10 protein-coding genes are annotated in these 16,924 nt (G+C 46.7%); 2 read left to right on the top strand and 8 right to left on the bottom strand.

All coding sequences use genetic code 11. From position 1 onward, the window contains the following. Positions 1 to 2: 2 nt before the first annotated feature. The 8 genes from QUB16_RS25000 to QUB16_RS24965 all read right to left on the bottom strand — a co-directional run bounded on the left by QUB16_RS25000 (position 3) and on the right by QUB16_RS24965 (position 13,508). Entirely contained in the window at positions 3 to 758 is a 756-nt protein-coding gene (locus QUB16_RS25000; protein WP_333320303.1) for a pentapeptide repeat-containing protein, read from the bottom strand. Between the two features lie 66 nt (positions 759 to 824). Further along, complete coding sequence (locus tag QUB16_RS24995; RefSeq protein WP_333320301.1) at positions 825 to 1,301, bottom strand: chemotaxis protein CheW; 477 nt, start codon at positions 1,299 to 1,301, stop codon at positions 825 to 827. A 359-nt stretch (positions 1,302 to 1,660) separates the two neighbouring features. Next, positions 1,661 to 4,447 carry a hybrid sensor histidine kinase/response regulator gene (locus tag QUB16_RS24990; RefSeq protein WP_333320299.1) on the bottom strand — a complete coding sequence of 929 codons (2,787 nt, stop codon included), beginning with the start codon at positions 4,445 to 4,447 and terminating at the stop codon, positions 1,661 to 1,663. A gap of 61 nt (positions 4,448 to 4,508) precedes the next feature. Further along, positions 4,509 to 4,838 carry a hypothetical protein gene (locus QUB16_RS24985; protein ID WP_333148424.1) on the bottom strand — a complete coding sequence of 110 codons (330 nt, stop codon included), beginning with the start codon at positions 4,836 to 4,838 and terminating at the stop codon, positions 4,509 to 4,511. A 79-nt stretch (positions 4,839 to 4,917) separates the two neighbouring features. Next, positions 4,918 to 6,186, bottom strand: coding sequence for a transposase (locus QUB16_RS24980; RefSeq protein ID WP_333320297.1), 1,269 nt, complete (start codon positions 6,184 to 6,186; stop codon positions 4,918 to 4,920). A gap of 299 nt (positions 6,187 to 6,485) precedes the next feature. Then, positions 6,486 to 12,278, bottom strand: a complete 5,793-nt coding sequence (locus QUB16_RS24975) for a PAS domain S-box protein (protein ID WP_333320295.1) — start codon at positions 12,276 to 12,278, stop codon at positions 6,486 to 6,488. A 90-nt stretch (positions 12,279 to 12,368) separates the two neighbouring features. Beyond that, complete coding sequence (locus QUB16_RS24970; RefSeq protein ID WP_333320293.1) at positions 12,369 to 12,872, bottom strand: chemotaxis protein CheW; 504 nt, start codon at positions 12,870 to 12,872, stop codon at positions 12,369 to 12,371. A gap of 270 nt (positions 12,873 to 13,142) precedes the next feature. Beyond that, on the bottom strand, positions 13,143 to 13,508 hold the full coding sequence (locus QUB16_RS24965) for a response regulator (RefSeq protein WP_333320292.1): 366 nt from the start codon (positions 13,506 to 13,508) through the stop codon (positions 13,143 to 13,145). Between the two features lie 1,226 nt (positions 13,509 to 14,734). Here QUB16_RS24965 and QUB16_RS24960 point away from each other — a divergent pair. Together QUB16_RS24960 and QUB16_RS24955 are read left to right on the top strand one after the other, a co-directional pair. Further along, entirely contained in the window at positions 14,735 to 15,469 is a 735-nt protein-coding gene (locus QUB16_RS24960; protein WP_333320290.1) for a phosphoadenylyl-sulfate reductase, read from the top strand. Between the two features lie 293 nt (positions 15,470 to 15,762). Next, the gene (locus QUB16_RS24955) at positions 15,763 to 16,740 is read left to right on the top strand and encodes a class II fructose-bisphosphate aldolase (protein ID WP_333320288.1); all 978 of its coding nucleotides are present in this window, start codon (positions 15,763 to 15,765) and stop codon (positions 16,738 to 16,740) included. Positions 16,741 to 16,924: the final 184 nt, after the last annotated feature.

The following is a 16,924-nucleotide window of genomic DNA, read 5'->3' as shown; positions in this document are numbered from 1 at the left end:
TATTATTGATTTTTTCGGCCGTCTGGCATTGTGGTGCCGGCCATACTTGCTCGATCGATACTAGCGCCATCTATATTAGCATTGCGGAGGTTGGCATCGGAAAGATTGGCATCTCTCAAGTCGGAAAATCGCAAGTCTGCACCGTCTAGATTTGTCTTTGTCAAGTTAGCTTTTCTGAGGTTAGCGTTGCTGATTCTCGCTCCTACTAATTCGGCTCCGCTTAAGTTTGTGCGAGCTAGATTGGTGTTGACAAAATCTGATATCTCGAAGCGACTACCGCTGAGGTTGGCATCTGATAAATCTGCTCCTGTAAGGATGGGATTTTTTAAGTTAAGGTTAACTAATTTTACGGCTCGGAGGTCGCAGCGGGAGCAGCTTTGAGTTAGCAGCAGCGTTTCGACGTTGGCGTTGATTTGGTCGATTTGTTGCTGGGAGAAATTTTCGGCAAATTCTGGGGAGACGTAGCCGAGGTTTTTGGGGTCGTCTGCTTTTGGTTGGGGTGTTTGGATTGGGGGTGTTTGGATTTGTTGGGGTGTTTGGATTTGTTGGGGTGTTTGTGGTTGGGGTGTTTGTGGTTGGGGTGTTGGGATTGGTTGGGGTGTTGGGATTGATTGGGGTGTTGGGATTGGTTGGGGTGTTTGGATGGGTTGGGGTGTTTCTATTTGCCCGATCGCACTTAGTTGCAGCCCCACCTTCGGCAGTTCGAGAGTTGCTGCAAAAATTAGTAGGGCGATCGACATGATTGTGAGTTTTTTCATAAATCTATAACTTTTTGTTTGCAAAAATAGCATTTATATGGTATAATACCTCGAAAAGTGAACACCCTACATTTCGCTAAATAGATCGAAATTCAGATAAAAAACTTCGGAACCATCAGGTGCGCGAATTAACTTTTCTATTACCGGAGGCAGTTGCTGTTGACGGTACAATTCGGGAATCTCGCAGAAGCTTTCTTCGGTAATTTCCAAAATTTTTGGCATATCAGGAAGGGGAATCCCCAACCGATCGCTTTTATTTAAGGTACAAATAATCAGGTATTTGCACTCAGCAATGCTCGGACTGCTGGGAAATATTGTGGATAAATTAATTATGGTAATCAGTTCTTCTTGATGCCGCAGTAAACTATTACCGTTCGGTAAAATACCGTAGGCATTAAAGTTTTTAACAATGCGTTCCACTCGCTCAATAGGAACAGCATAGTAAATATTTCCTAGTTCAAAGGAAACCATTTTTTTAGGGGCAATTCTAACAGTGGCTTGTTTCTTGCTCCGAAAGCGGCGATTGTAATTGGCGTGAGTCATTCGATTTTAGATTTTAGATTTTAGATTTTAGATTGACGATTATTGGATTGAAGATTATTGGATTTTATACCAATTTAATGTGAAGTTGCACATCATATCTCGATCCCCCTAAATCCCCCTGATTGTTGGGGAGTAGGGGTTGACTTTGAGAAGAATCTTGTCCCCCCCTTATTAAGGGGGGCTAGGGGGGATCGAGATATGTGCAGCCTCATACAAAATTGGTATTAGATTTTAGATTATTCGATTTTAGTAGGTGAGTCGGCTGCGTAGTTCCCACTATTATTCGCGGGTGCAATTACTTTTTGCCTAAGTTTTGTTTGAGATTAGGGATTATTTGAGTGGAGATTTGAGATTTTGGCTTAAATTATTGAGTGGTGGATTAATTTGGGGATAGCTTGTAAAAGCTGGGCTTCGCTGTAAGGTTTGGTGAAGTATTGATTTGCGCCTAATTCCATTGCCATTTGCCGATGTTTTGCCCCGCTACGGGATGTCAGCATGGCTACAGGAATCTTAGCAAACCGCTCGGTCGATCTGATCGATCGCAACAATTCAAATCCATCCATCCGGGGCATTTCAATATCCACGATCGCCAAACTGCAATCAAGACCATTTTGCAACTTTTCCAGGGCATCCACGCCGTCTTTAGCCTGTACCACCCGGTAGCGAGCACGAGTCAGCGTCAGAGACAGCAACTGGCGAATTGTATAGGAATCATCCACTACCAAAATCTGCGGTGACCGACTCGCACTCGCCGGTATCTCCTGCACTTTACCGGAGACAGCGGCGATCGAACTATTTACCACAGGTTGGCCCACCAAATCGTCCACATCCAGAATATTCACCACGCGCCCGTCCCCCAAAATCGTAGTCCCCAAAACGCCGCGAGGCTTGGATAGAGGCGGTGGCAAAGGTTTAACCACAATTTCCTGCTGACCGATCAGCCGTTCCACGGCCACCGCCAGCATTCCTTCGGTAGAAGCCAAAACCAGGACGGGAATTTCCTCTTGGGTCAAAGGGTCAGGAGAGGGGGCATCCGGCGGGAGGACGCTGTATTCGAGCAAATCTTGCATCCTCACCAAACGAATAAATTCCTCCCGCCACCACAGCATCGGCTGATTGCCGGCAATGTGAACTTCCGAGGCTTTAATGTGCAGAATTTCCTCGACTGCATCAAGCGGCACTGCTATTTTATTGTGATCGGTTTTCACCATCAAAGCATCAGTAATCGACAACAGCAGTGGCAGTTTAATGATAAAACTCGTACCTTTTCCCAGGCGAGAGTCTATTTTCACAGTCCCCCGCACAGTCCGCAAATTTGTTCGCACCACGTCGAGCCCGACTCCCCGCCCCGAAAGGTCGCTGACCCCTTCTGTAGTGCTGAAACCCGGCCAAAACAGAAAATCGTAGAGTTCGGCAATGGAAAATTCTTGAGCTTGTTCCTCCGTAGCCAAACCCTTTGTGACAATTTTACGGCGAATCATTTCCGGGTCAATGCCTTTGCCGTCATCGGCGACAGTAATAATAGTTTGGCCGCCTTGGTGGCGGGCTTCTATTTCTATTTGACCGCTGGCCGGCTTGCCGCTTGCTTTCCGAACTTCGGGCATTTCGATGCCGTGGTCGAAAGCGTTTCTCACTAAGTGTATTAAGGGGTCGCGCAAAGCGTCGAGCAAACTTTCGTCAATTTTGGTATCTCTTCCCACTAGCAGCAGGTTGACATCTTTATCGTATGTGAGACACATCTCCCGGAGTGCTCTGGGCAAGTGATCGACGGCGCGACTGAAACTCACGACTCGCAACTGCATGACGCGGCTGCGTAGTTGTTCGGTAATGCGGCGCAGTTGGTCGGTACTGCGCTCGAATTTCATGGCTAAGGTGTCTAATTTGGTGGCGGATTGAGAAATTGCTTGGGCAGTTTCGATGACTTCTGCGGCTGTCGAGTGGAACTCTGTATAACGATCCATCTCTAAGATATCGAAGTGAGCATGGGCCGGAGAGGATTTGCCGTTAGCAATCATGGGGAATTCTGTTTCTGCTGCTGCAAGTTTTCCCAATCCAGAGTTCCCGTTTCCCCCCCTCCACTCTGCAAAGCTCAGTCTGTCGTATTCTTCTCGCAACTGACCGCCGAATTGGTTCAAATCTACGATATTGCGGCGGATGCGCTTGACTTCGCCGCGCAGTTCGGATTCTTGAAGTTCTAAATTTGTACGGTTGATGACTAATTCCCCGACTAAATTCACCAATTCAGTTAAGCGTTCTAAGTCTACCCGGATTGTCGGCCTTTGCGGGTTGGGGACTGGAAGAGTCGAGGAGGGGGGGATTTCGGGGGGAGTGGGAGAGGGGGAGTGGGGGGGAGAGGGGGAGATTTCGGGGATGTCGATCGCCCTTCCTTCCAATATTTGTTGGCGTGCGGTTTGCAAGTTTTGGGCGATCGCCCAACCGTCGGATTGCAACCGTTGTAGAGTCAAGTCTGGAGAGTCAATCAAATCTGTGAGGGCTGCGGCGACTTTCCCAAAATCCGGCAATTGCAGCATTCCAGCCAAACCGGAGAGTTGGTAGTAAACCTGCTTGATGGCGGTGACGCTTGTTGCCAAATCTGCTTCGGAAGCTTGGGAAAGCTCGGTTTCTAGGCGATTGAAGAGTGCCGGCACTTGCTGTTCAAAAATCAGTTTCAGGGTTTCGGGGGCGGGCCCTTGGCTGGCTGCGAGGAGTGGCTGTTGTTCTGACTTGCCGTACTTGGCCTGGAACTCGGCGAAAATTTGGGCGATCGCCTCCAAGTTTTCCGTTTGATCCGGAGTTGTAATATCGGAGTGTTGAACTGATTCGATCGTAATCTTTTTAAGAGCATCCACCCCCTGCAGCAAAACACTCACAGTAGTCGGTTCCAGGGCCGCCAAGTCTGTGCGATCGCGCAAAATGACAAAACAGTCCTCCAGCGTGTGAGCCGCCGCCGATACGTTTTGAAAGCCCAACATCGAACCCGCACCTTTAATCGAGTGAGCCGCCCGAAACATTTCTTTAACTGCAGCTTGTCGCTCTTTCAAACCCGCAGCTTCCATCGCCAGCAGATTCGTCTCCATTAACTGAAGAAACTCTTCGCATTCTGCGGTGAAAGCATCTATTAATTCGTTTAAATCGTCATCATTCATATGAGCGGCCAAGATAAGCGGCCAGTAGTTTTGAACTCTTACCGATAACCTCGGTTCTTTGCTAATCGTTTGAACTCAAGGAATTTTCTAAGGAATTTTCTTTCGTTATTTCCGATCGCAAGCCAAGTTGTTGCCGCACTGCTTGCAATGATTTTCCTCTTTTTGCCTTCGGGCGATCGCTTGGAGGTGGCACATCGTCAGCCGAAATAACTGGTTTTTTTAGAGCAGCAAGGAGTTGGTTTAATTCTTCTTGAAGTTCTTCCACTGATTCTCCAAAAGGTGCGGTTTCTTTTTCCGAGCAGGCTGCGATCGCACCCTTATCGTCATAATACACCGTGCGAATTGTGTACCCGCCATCCTCAAAAAATACTCGATAATCCCAGTTCATCATAGTTCTTCCTCTGCTCCTTGAAATATGTATCTATTCCCCTGCTTGCCAGCGATGCGCTCTATAGCTGGTAAAAGTATAGTCATTTATAGACATGGGAGGCTTCAAGTCCCTCCCCTTTCACTTTTACTTTGAGCGGATTAACCCGCCTTGGCTGAACTACGCAGCTCCCTATCCCATCGCTGAAAGCATTTGGGATTGCTTTTCTGAGGATATTGTACGCTGCATTCACATCGGAATTAATTAACCGACCAGCCGATGTTTTGTACAAACCTCTTTTAATCCGCTTGCCAGTGAACACAGGCTCTTTATCAGTTTTTCCGTAAACAGGAATTGGGTCTAAACACAGAAAGTTGGCCCGTGAACTATAGGATTCTTCCTGCACAATTACCTTGATTCCCACCAGCCGAGCTTTGTATTCTAACATCTCAATTAATCTAGAGTGAGGAATACTGACAAAATTTTGGTTGGTTTGTTTACCTAGATTGATATCGGTTTTCCACTGTGCATTTTTGCCGATTACCAGCGTTCCAATTTGGTTCACTACCAAATGGTCAACAATCACACGACTAGCATGATGCAAATAATTATCAACTTTCTGGTTGCGACAGCGAGTTAATCGCTGAATCCTGGGTGAAGTTTTGCGATTCCCTTTCAATTGGGATTGTAATCGGGATTTGCGTTTGTTGTAGAACTGGTTAATCGATTTTAATGGTCGCCCGTTAATCAACAAAGGGATAAATCCCGGTTGATTTGAAGTTAACGCCACTAAATTATCCAGTCCTAAATCAATACTAGCTACAGAGTTGGCATTGCTGAGGGTGCACTCCGGTTCATCATAAATCACCTCAATTACATAGGAATCACATTTCGGAACCAGTCTAACTTGACAAATCTGGTTGGGATTGAGTTGGGTTTTAATTAAAAGTTCTGTACCCGAAAGTTTAATGATTCCTTTATTCAACTGTTTGCTACTAATTGCTTGAATCGTGTAGACGAGAAGGTTTCGCCCTTTAGTCTTATCTTTGTACTTTGGCAATTTTGGGCGACCCGTGAATTTTGAAGAGTCAGCTTTGTAAGCTTTAACGGCTTCAAAAAACGATTTCCAATTCTTGTCTAAAACCATTAAGATTTGCTGACTTACTTTAGCAGGCAAAGCCTTGTAGGCTTCATGAGATTTCATCAATCGGTTCATTTCGTTGTAATTGACATAGCCCCATCCATAAATAAAGTTCTGACGAATGACGTAATTGGCGGCATTGTAGAGGTTTTTGGATTTAAAGGCTAGTTCGTCAATTTGGGCGAAACGATGTTCCGTGGATTTAATGATGTGCCTCTCTGTTAATTGCATTTGAGATTTCCTTTCTTCAGGCTGTGCGTATTCCTTATTCAACACTCACAACATAATACCATTATTGTTTATAATTGATTATAAACTCAATGAAGTTTTACAATACCGTCAACAATTACATTCTGTTCGTGTTTCTTAAACCACTGCAAATCCTCAATCGCTTGGTCTGTAAACTCAATCTCAAACACGATAGCCACAACCTAAAAGTATTTCAAATACTCATCCATCCTACCATTCATCATCGCACACTGCCACAATACCCAAAACCCCGACTTATTGAAGAAGTCGGGGTTCTAAAATTACGAACGGAAATTCGCCACCGACTTTTGCAATTGGCCCAGAGAACCAGACAACTCGTCCAAAGATGCTTTGACATCCGCACCTTTTTGTGCGGTCGTATTCGCAATCTCGTTGACTTGCTGCATACTGTTAGCAATTCCCTCAGCCGAAACCGTTTGCTTGGCAGATGCGCTAGTAATATTCTGCACCAAAGCATTCATTTCTCGACTAACTTCGATGATGGCATTGAGGTGAGTTTTAGCTTCGCTTGCTAGCTTAGTGCCTTCCACTACCTCCAGCGTCCCGGATTCCATTGCCTTCATGACGCGGCTGATTTCTTCTTGAATTGTACCGACAATTTCGGAGATTTCCTCAGTAGCGCCGGCCGATCTTTCTGCTAATTTCCGCACTTCTTCGGCAACAACTGCAAAGCCTAAACCTTGTTCGCCGGCTCGCGCCGCCTCAATAGTAGCATTCAGAGCTAATAAATTAGTTTGCGAAGCAAGTTGAGAAATCGAAGTCACAATTTTGCCAATTTGCTGGGAAGATTCACCCAAACGCTTCATCATTTTCGAGGTAGAGGCGATCGTCAACCGGAGCCCGTTAATACCTTCGACAGCTCGATCGACTGCCATACCGCCGACTTCAGCCGTTTGAGAAGACTGCTGAGCCACTGTTTCTGCCCGCACCGAAACATCTCGCACGTCGCGGATCGAATTCACAATCCGCTCGATTTCGCGCATGATGGCAGATATTTTTGCTGCTTGAATTTCTGCCTGTTGGGTGAGTTGACTGGTATTTTTAATTGACTCGCCGGTGGCAGATGTTACCTGTTCGGCTAAAGTTTGAATTCCCGTTACCACTTTCCGCAGAGAACCGATTAAGAAGTTGAAAGAGTCGGCTACAGCACCTAAAACGTCGTTAGTCACTTCCGCCCTGACTGTCAAGTCGCCTTGAGCCGCGCCTTTAATTTCTCCCAACAATTTAAGGACTTGCTGCGTCAGAGAATCAGCTTCCGCTTTACGTTCTGCTGCCAATTTTCCTAGTCGTTCTTCTGCCTCTTTGCGCTCGGTGATGTCAAAGCGAATGGCGATATATTTGACTATTGTGCCGCTGGTATCAAAGATGGGGGAGATCGTCGAATCTACCCAGTAAAACGAGCCATCTTTGCGTCGGTTTTTGATTTCCCCTTTCCACACCAAACCGCGAGAAAGTGTCACCCACATTTCTTCAAAAAATGATTTGGGATGGTGGCCGGAATTGACGAGGCGGTGGTTGCGGTGCAGGAGTTCTGCCATGCTGTAACCGGAGATTTCAATGAATCCGTCGTTGACGTAGGTAATGATGCCTTGGAGATCGGTCTCGCTGACGATCGCCGATTCGTCGAGAGCATTTTGCCGGGTTTTAAGTTCTTGCAGCAAGCGTTCCTGTGCCTCGGCCAACTGCTGCATTTGCTGCTGGGATGCTCTTTGTTCGGTGACGTTGCGGCAAACGACTACGCCGCCTTTAAGCGCCCCCGTTTCGTCTTTGAGCGGCCGGCCGTTAATTTTCACCCACAGGCCTTCTGGCTTCCCTCGGTGGCGGGTGAAAAGCTCTACTTCGTCACAGGCTTCTCCTCGAACTGCGCGCGATAAAGGTATGTCCGCTGGGGGATAGGGAGTTACGGTATCGGGCAAGAATAAACCGTATCTTGCCGACCATTCGTCGGGAAGAGTATCTGTCGAACCCGTGCCAAACATATCTTGGGCGGCGGGGTTGAATAAAAGAAAATTGCTATTTTCGTCGGCAGCAATTATGCCGTCGCCAATGCTGTTTATTAGCAGTTGCAAGAGATTGCTTTGCTGCCGAAATTGGTCTTCGGAACGGGCTAATTGGGCTGTTGTTTTTTCCAGTTGCACCATCGCCTGTTTGCTTTCGGTAATGTCGCGAGCCACTGCATACATGAGCTTTAGTTCGGTTACAGGTCGCACTTTCCACGACAGCCATTTGTAGGAACCGTCTTTGCAGCGGTAGCGATTTTCATAAGACTTTAATTCGGCGCCGCTAGCTACTTTTTCCGCTTGTTCTATGGTTGATTCGCGATCGTCTGGGTGGACTAAATCGATATAATAGTTGTCTTCAAGTTCATGCGCCTTGTAGCCGAGTGCGTTTTCCCAAGAGGGATTGACGCGCTTGAATCTGCCTTCAAAACCTATAATACAAACCAAGTCTAGGGAAAGGGTAAAAAATCGATCGCGCTCTTCTTCTGCTTTTTTGCGATCGGTAATTTCGATCGCCACACCGCCGACACCGATGGGTTTGCCGTCAGCTCCCGGCAAAGGAAAGTATGAAGCCAGCCAATCTCGCAGGATGCCCGGTTCGTTGAAGATTGATCCCGACACCTCAACGTTTAAAAACGGTTGGTTGGTGACAAGAACTTGCTGCAACATCGGCTGTAGGGTATCGAGCATTTCGGGTACAACTTCCCTCACCGTCTTGCCGAGGTGTTCGGCAACTGAGACGCCGGTGGTTTCCGCTAATTTCTCGTTAACTTGCACGAAGCGCAACTGCTCGTCAAAAATAAACATTGAGGCCGGGGCGGCTGCGAAAAATGCGTCAAAGCGACTTTGACGCAAAACTAATTCTCGTTCTAGGGCTTTGCGATCGCTGATGTCGCGGCCTTCGGGAATTAGCAGCACGACTTTGCCGCTGTCGTCTACGATCGGCTTGAGGGAGAAGTCCACAGTTATCACAGCACCCCCAGCAACGAGCACGTCGGCTTCGTAGCGGACTACCTCGCCGGCTGCAGCTTTTGTGAGCGCTGCTTGCACTTTTTGCTTGGCTTCTGGAGAAATTTGCCACCACAAATTATCTGCAAACTGCGTGCCTACGAAGTCTTCGCGCTCCAGTCCGGCGACGGCGAGGGCTGTTTGGTTGACTTCCAAAACCGTGCCGTCTGGTTTTAGCAGCCCCACTAATTGGAACGATTGGTCAAAAATGGCTCGGAACAGTCTTTCGCGATCGCGCAGCATCTCTTCTGCGCGTTTGCGATCGCTGATGTCGCGAGTAACTGTTGCGAACCCCATAGGCTCATCGGTTTCTGGGTGTTTGACTGTAAATAGGGTGAAGTCAACCGGAAAGTCTTCGCCGGTTTGAAAGTTCCTCAAGCGGAATTCACCCTGCCAAAAACCGTCTCGCATAGTAGCAGGCACGATTTCTTCTTGCAAAATCTTAGCATCTTCTACTGAGAAGAAGTCAAACATACTTTGGCTTTTGACTTCTTCAACATTTTGCAATCCTACTAGGTTCATACCCGCGACATTCAGGTATGTTGCCTCTCCCTCTAGGGTGGCCGTGCCGATAAAATCCGAGCTGCTTTCTACGAGCGAAATCAATCTTTGCTTTTCGATTTCGGCTTGCTTGCGCTCCGTGATGTCGTTGTTAGTTTCTAAAATTGCTTTCGGTTTTCCCTGTTCGTCTCGCTGCAAATTCCAGCGACTGAATACGGTAATTTTGGTAGCATAATTGGTGGTATGAATTACTTCTCCTTCCCAATAATCCTGCTCTTCTAACTGTGCCGAAATAGCGGCTAAAGGCTGGGGGAAAATGGTGTGCAATAGAGTATGGGTGATTTTCCCCAAGGCTTCTTTTTTTGTCCAGCCGTACATCCGTTCGGCTCCCTGACTCCAATAATTAATCGTGCCGTCCATATCCCGAACGATCAAGCCATCGCTGGCAAGATCGAGCATTTGCAAGTTCTGCTGCAATGCTTCTTCGGCGCGCTTGCGTTCTGTAATGTTGCGGGCGATCGTTGAGATAAATTCAACTTCTGAATTCTCGGATTTGTGGGCAACAATTACCTGAGAAACTGGTATTTCTTCGCCGTCTAAACTCTGCCAAACTGTCTCGCCACTCCACGCCCCGTCCCGGCAAGCTGCAGGGATGCCGACGTTCACAAGAGTGTCGATACTTTTGGGGGATGTCAGGTCAGAAATGCGGATTCCGGTTAAATCTGCGTCTTGGCCAACTCCCAACATTTCTCTGGCTGCGCGATTGATATAAATGGTGCGCTGTTGGGTGTCGGCGATGCCTACCCAGTCTGTTGTGGTTTCTAAAATTGCTTTGAACCGCAATAGTTCTTGTTCAGATTTGCGGCGTTCTGTGATGTCGCGCGCGAAGCAGAGCATTCCTAAAATGTTGCCTTCTGCATCTTTGAGGGGCAATTTCTGGGTGTCGAAGGTGTGTACTTTGCCGTCGGCTAAGGTGGCTAAGTCGTTGGAGGCCGGCGCGAGGTGGTTGCCGGCCCGGAAGTTTTGGATTTGGTTCTGGGAATCGGTTTCGGCGTGGAAGTTGGGGAAGATTCGATCGACCGATATGCCGATTTCTGCGTCGTCTTTGCCGATAATTTCTGCTTGAGTTTTGCCGAAGGCGGCGGCGAAACCTGCATTGACTAGGGTGTAGCGCAAGTTTCGATCTTTGACAAAAATGCAGTCTGGCGTAGCGTCAATGACTGTTCGCAGCAAGTTTTGGGAGCTTTCTACTTCTGCCAGTGTCTGCCGCAGTTGTTCTTCCATTTCCACGCGATTGGTGATATCTCTAATCGCGCAAACGAGAAATTTCCTGCCGTCGGCATCTACAAAGGTACATTTTTTGGCGGAGACAAAGCGGGTATTTCCTGCTGGGTCTGTGAGGGTTTTTTGGATTTCGGTGCTGGTGTTTGTCAAGAAAACTAATTCGTCTTTTTCTCGATATGTCTCTGCTTCCTGTTTGGGCAAAAACTGGTCGTAGCATTGGCCAATTAGTTCTTCTCTGCTGTGACCTAGGTATTGACAAAAGGCATTGTTTAATATTATCCAGCGGTGCTGTTGGTCTTTGACGTAAATCGGGTCGGGGATGCTGTTGAGGATGTTGTTTAAGAATTGTTCTGAGGCTTTTAATTGCTCTTGTACTGCGGTGCGATCGCGAATTTCCTGTTCCAATTGTGCGTTAGTTTGCAGGAGCTGCTCGGTTCTTTCATTCACTCGCTGCTCTAGTTCTGCAGTTAGCTGCTGCAATGTCGCTTCTGTCTGTTTGCGCTGGGTAATGTCGCGGCCTTCGGCGAGGATTTGAAATACTTCTCCTGTTTCATTTAACAGCGGCTTAAACGACACGTCAATTACTGTCACATGGTTGTTGAAGCCGGCGATTTCGTATTCTTCCCGGACAAACTTGCCGGCCGAGACTTGTTTAATGTTCATTTTTAGGCGCTGCTGGTTGGTTGGAGATGATGCCCACCCGGGTGTCAGCCAAAATTTCAGCCCCAGCAGTTCTGATGCTTGGAAATCGCCCAATTCTAGCGCTGTCTGATTTGCTTCGATCAGAGTACCGTCTGGCTCCAATAATGCGATCGCTTGAAAAGCTTGGTCGAAGATTGCGTGAAATCGCTGGGTAGTTTCGCTCAGCGCTTGTTCTGTTTCTTTTTTAGAGCTCAGGATTTGCTTGGAACCTACTAAGAATCCGTAGCGGTTGGACAAACTTAAAAACACGAGCGCCACCATTACAGTTATCCAATCGAACACACTTTGTGCCACCGGAGAGTGCGGCAGCCCTAGGTATTGGGCGGCGTGGCCGCTGTGGCCGAAAGCGCAGCTCCAAAATATGGCTGCTGTGGCTGTGGCGAAGATGTCGAACCCGAATTGACGGTTTCGCCACAAACCTAAGCTGATTATCCAGGCGATGGCAAAGTAACACACACAAATGATGCAATTAGCAGCTCCATCTACCACCGATTGGGAGAAGTCAGGCAACGTCAGGGTGAAAGTGGTTGCGATCCAGGTATAGAGAATTTCGATCATAAAATTAAGGATGGGCAAATAGGATGCGGGCGATCGTTAGTTAAAATTATTGATTGAAAGCGGTTGCAGACTTATCTGTATTGTTGATTTTTACCAGCGTTCGGAATGGGCGATCGCTTCTACATCGACAATCATTAGCAAGCGTCCTTCGGAATTGTACAGACCTTTTAAGAATGGAGCTAGGTCGGGACTGACATCTAGTGCTGAGACAATGCGATCGGGATTGAGAGGTAAAACTCCTTCGACGCGGGAGACGGCTAATCCCAGGCGCATTTTCGACAACAATCTCACGTCTCGCGGATCGGGCGCTTCTACCACTAAGATGCGGCTGTTTGGGTGGTAGGTGTCAACCGACTCAATACCGACAAACAGTCCGAAGTCTGCTGCTGCTAAGATTTCGCCCCGCAAGTTGGTTAATCCCAGCAAAAATGGCTGGGTGTTGGGCACCAGGGAAATCGGTTGTTCCTTGAGGCAAAGGACTTCCCGCACTGCCTCTAACTCTATGCCGAACAGACTGCCTCCTTGAGCGAACAGGAGAAATTGCTTTGTTGCACTTGTCTGATGCCCCCCAGCGGGGGGAGCCGTTATTTTCATGGCTTATTTTTAGTTTCTAGTGTAGCTTACAAATTAGAGTTTTGCTTTGACCCTAAAGCCGATCGCCGATCGAGTTTTTCAGCCTCACTTTGGGTGGCTCAAATGTTTCCGTTAAATAAATCGCGGCTGGGCAAATAAGCAGGTTTCTATCATTAAACATAAACTTTTAGGGAATTCAAAAACCCAGTTTATTTAAAAAAAACGGGGTTTGTCGGTATAAGGTTTTTTGGAAAGCGGCCGATCGCTTTATATTCGGTTTACGGTGAAAGTTTACGCTGAAAGCAAGCGCTGCACTATGTGGACGAGTTGCTGAGGTTCAAACGGTTTGCTGACGTAAGCGTCGGCCCCTAAATCAGTTCCCCAAGCTTTATCGATCTCGGTGTTTTTATGAGTACAAAATACTACGGGCAATTTGGCAGTTGTGCGATCGCCCCGCAATTCTCTGATCACTTCAAACCCATTCATTCGGGGCATCACTACGTCTAAAACGACCAAAGCCGGAGGGGTTTTGCGGATCAGGGCGATCGCCTCTTCGCCGTCACCAGCCCGGATCACCTCCAATCCGGCATCTTGAAGAATGCGGCAGATGATTTCTAGTTCGCTCTTTACGTCGTCCACTACTAAAACTTTTGACATGATTCCACACTTCCTTGCGGTTATTGACAGCGGACTATGTTTATTCAGAAGCTGGCGCGATCGGCGGCGATGAGACTAGACCGCTTTCGGGACAAATTAATGTACTTCCAAATACAATATAGCCGATCGTATGGCTCAAGGTTAGCTGTCAGCGATAAAAAGCGATAAAAATTTACTTTACTAACGGAATCGCTCTGAATAAATTAATCGGCAATTAGTAATTGATTCTTGGTAATTCGCTGTTGGAAAACCAACAGCTCTTAGTATAGCAATCCTTGCCGAAGTCGTAAAAATTTACCCTACCCCCACCCTCCCCGAACCCCCTCTGAGGGAGTAATAAATTTACCAATAATTTAGGATGGTCATATAAGGATATATTGGAAAAACAAGCCGCATCTTCTACGTTTACTAGCTTGGCTTTCAATGATTTAGTTTGAGCGGGTGCCTAACTGGTGCTAGACAAATTATTTGGTCAGCGCCATAAGACGCAATTAAAAAGTACCTATAGCGGTGCTAATCCTGGGATAAAAAAAGGTTATTTTCAGACCAAATACAGCCCGAACTCGCTGAGTAAGCGCTCTTATTTTATTAATTATACAAGTTAAATTTGACGATTGTAGCAATGATACTTATTTATTTTTGGGGGCTTTATAATGGCGGGCAAATTCATATCAATTCCGGTAGCATCGAAATAGTAAAATACCGTCAACAGTCAACAATCTAATTCATCTGCGTTAATCTGTGTATATTTGCCTGTATCTGCGGTCAAAAAAAGATAATTTCTTCACCGCCGATGACAAGAGATTGACGCAGATTCACGCAGATGAAAAGAATAGAGATAGGAATAATTCCGATGCTAACAGATTTGATATCAATGGGCCGCGCGGCAGTCCCATTTTACCCAGTAGAGGAGTGTTGGGTTCACCAAAACTGCTACCAGCAGGCGAGCGCCATCCTTGAGCTTGATTGTGAACCCAGCCGCAAAGACTGCTGCAAGATGCAGCCAATCGATTTTAGATTTTAGATTTTAGATTTTAGAATTGAAGAAGCGCTCACACTCATAAATCCGGGGCGGGTGATGAGTAGTCGGAGCTTTTTTCTCGCTTCACGGATGAATCCGGCGGCCCCGGACTTAATTGCTTGATTGTCAAATTAGTCGGTGAGACAGAGACGGCGATCGGCTATAATAAAGGGCTAGAGGAAAAGAACACCGAAAACCCGAAAATATGGTTGCCATCCAAAGAAATCTCAACATTGCCGCCCTAGAAGCAGAATACAGTCAAAAAACACCGCGAGAAATTATCAAATTTGCCCTAGAAAATTTTGACAATATCTCAATTTCTTTCAGCGGTGCAGAAGATGTAGTTCTGATCGATATTGCCTCAAAAATTACCAAAAATTTCCGCGTTTTCACCCTAGACACCGGACGACTGCACTCAGAAACCTATCAGTTTTTGGATCGAGTCAGAAAACATTACGGCATTAAATTAGAAGTAATGTTTCCCGATGCAGCAGAAGTACAAGCCCTAGTAGAAGAAAAGGGATTGTTTAGTTTTTATCAAGACGGTCACAAAGAATGCTGTGGCGTGCGGAAAGTCAAGCCGCTGCGCCGCAAGCTGAATACTCTCGATGCTTGGATTACCGGTCAGCGGAAAGACCAAAGTCCCAGTACCCGCAACGGTATTCCGGTTATTGAAGTTGACACTGCATTCTCAACTCCTGACCATGAATTAATTAAATTCAACCCCTTAGCAAACTGGTCTTCGGCAGAGGTTTGGGAATACATTCGCGCTTTGGATGTGCCTTACAACAAGTTGCACGAACGCGGTTTTGTAAGTATTGGTTGCGAACCTTGTACGAAGCCGGTATTGCCGAACCAACACGAACGCGAAGGTCGCTGGTGGTGGGAAGAAGCGACCGTAAAAGAGTGCGGTTTGCACGCTGGTAATGCACAAACATAGTAAATCATCTAGTCGTAAGGTGCGCTAGGCTCACCAAACAAATAGTAGGGTGCGCTAGGCGCACCTTACCCAAGAATAAATGCACTTCACATAAATCGTCGCCGAAGAATTCGCAATTAAAATAAACAAAAATTACGCTGAGCTTGCCCTTAAACTTTGATACAATGATCGACATTCAGAATAAATCGTCGCCGAAAAATTCGCAATTAAAATAAACACAAATTAAGCTGAGCTTGCCCTTAAACTTTGATAGAATGATCGACATTCAGAAAAGTTTTTAAAGTAGGTACTATATGCTCGCCTCAACTAGCGAATTGCTGAACACGGCTTTGAGAAATGGTTATGCGATCGGCGCTTTTAACGTCTACAACCTCGAAGGAGTAAAAGCCGTCATCAAAGCGGCTGAAGCGCTGCACAGTCCTGCTATACTGCAAATTCACCCCAGCGCCCTGCCATACGGAAAATCGCATTTAGTCGCGCTGTGCATCAAAGCGGCCCGCAAATCTTTAATGCCGATCGCAGTACACTTAGATCACAGCACCTCAGAAAAAGACATTCACCTCGGCCTAGCCGCCGGCCTCAAATCAATTATGGCAGACGGTTCTTTTTTGCCCTACGAACAAAACTTAATATTTAGCCGGGAAATGACTAAATTATGCCACGCTAACGGTGCGGCAGTTGAAGCAGAAATCGGCCGAATTAGTGGCAGGGAAGAAGGTTTGACAAGCGAGGAGAAAGCCGCAAGGATGACCGATCCGGTAGCAGCAGTAGAGTTTATCAAAGAAACTAAGGTGGATTTTTTAGCCGTAACAATTGGTAACGTTCACGGCAAATATTTGAGCGAACCGAAACTCGATTTTCCGCGTCTGGCCAAAATCCGGGCTGCTGTTTCAGTGCCGTTAGTGATGCACGGTGCTAGCGGTTTGCCGGAGTCAATGATTCATCCATGTATTAAACTCGGAGTATCTAAATTTAATGTGAATACGGAAGTTCGCGAAGCTTATATGGACGTGTTAAAAAGTAGCATTTCTGAGCCACAGCCGGATTTGTTGGAAATAATGGAAAAAGCTATCGATGCCATGCAATCGGTCATTTCTGACAAACTGCAACTTTTCGGTTCTGTCGGTAAAGCTTATTTGCATCATTCTCCCTACAGGGATGACTTGACCGCAAAGAGTACCAGCAACAAACAAACAAGCGGCAACCAATCAAGTGTTGGTCAAATCTTAAAGCCTGTGAATAGTGAGGCTTTCTGTCTTCTTGTGAAGTAAAAAAACTCAAGTCCTGACTGCGAACCAGTTTTTAGTCAGGACTTTAGGAATGAGAATTAAATAACTTCCACTCTTGAAAGTGGGATGGGCGTCCCGCCCGTCCAAAAAGGACGGGGGGGACGCCCATCCCACAATAACAATTAAAATTGTAAGTTATTTAATTAGCGATCCCTATCTGGATAAC

This window comes from Microcoleus sp. D3_18a_C4 (genome assembly GCF_036702415.1).
Classification (GTDB): Bacteria; Cyanobacteriota; Cyanobacteriia; order Cyanobacteriales; family Microcoleaceae; genus Microcoleus.
Note: the sequence above shows the minus strand (reverse complement) of the source record. Positions and strands in the feature narration are given on the sequence as shown.

Coding starts and splice junctions, on each gene's coding strand:
- QUB16_RS24960 (WP_333320290.1), top strand. CDS start 14,735: ATGGTTGCCATCCAAAGAAATCTCAACATTGCCGCCCTAGAAGCAGAA.
- QUB16_RS24995 (WP_333320301.1), bottom strand. CDS start 1,301: ATGACTCACGCCAATTACAATCGCCGCTTTCGGAGCAAGAAACAAGCC.
- QUB16_RS24970 (WP_333320293.1), bottom strand. CDS start 12,872: ATGAAAATAACGGCTCCCCCCGCTGGGGGGCATCAGACAAGTGCAACA.
- QUB16_RS24990 (WP_333320299.1), bottom strand. CDS start 4,447: ATGAATGATGACGATTTAAACGAATTAATAGATGCTTTCACCGCAGAA.
- QUB16_RS25000 (WP_333320303.1), bottom strand. CDS start 758: ATGAAAAAACTCACAATCATGTCGATCGCCCTACTAATTTTTGCAGCA.
- QUB16_RS24980 (WP_333320297.1), bottom strand. CDS start 6,186: ATGCAATTAACAGAGAGGCACATCATTAAATCCACGGAACATCGTTTC.
- QUB16_RS24955 (WP_333320288.1), top strand. CDS start 15,763: ATGCTCGCCTCAACTAGCGAATTGCTGAACACGGCTTTGAGAAATGGT.
- QUB16_RS24975 (WP_333320295.1), bottom strand. CDS start 12,278: ATGATCGAAATTCTCTATACCTGGATCGCAACCACTTTCACCCTGACG.
- QUB16_RS24985 (WP_333148424.1), bottom strand. CDS start 4,838: ATGATGAACTGGGATTATCGAGTATTTTTTGAGGATGGCGGGTACACA.
- QUB16_RS24965 (WP_333320292.1), bottom strand. CDS start 13,508: ATGTCAAAAGTTTTAGTAGTGGACGACGTAAAGAGCGAACTAGAAATC.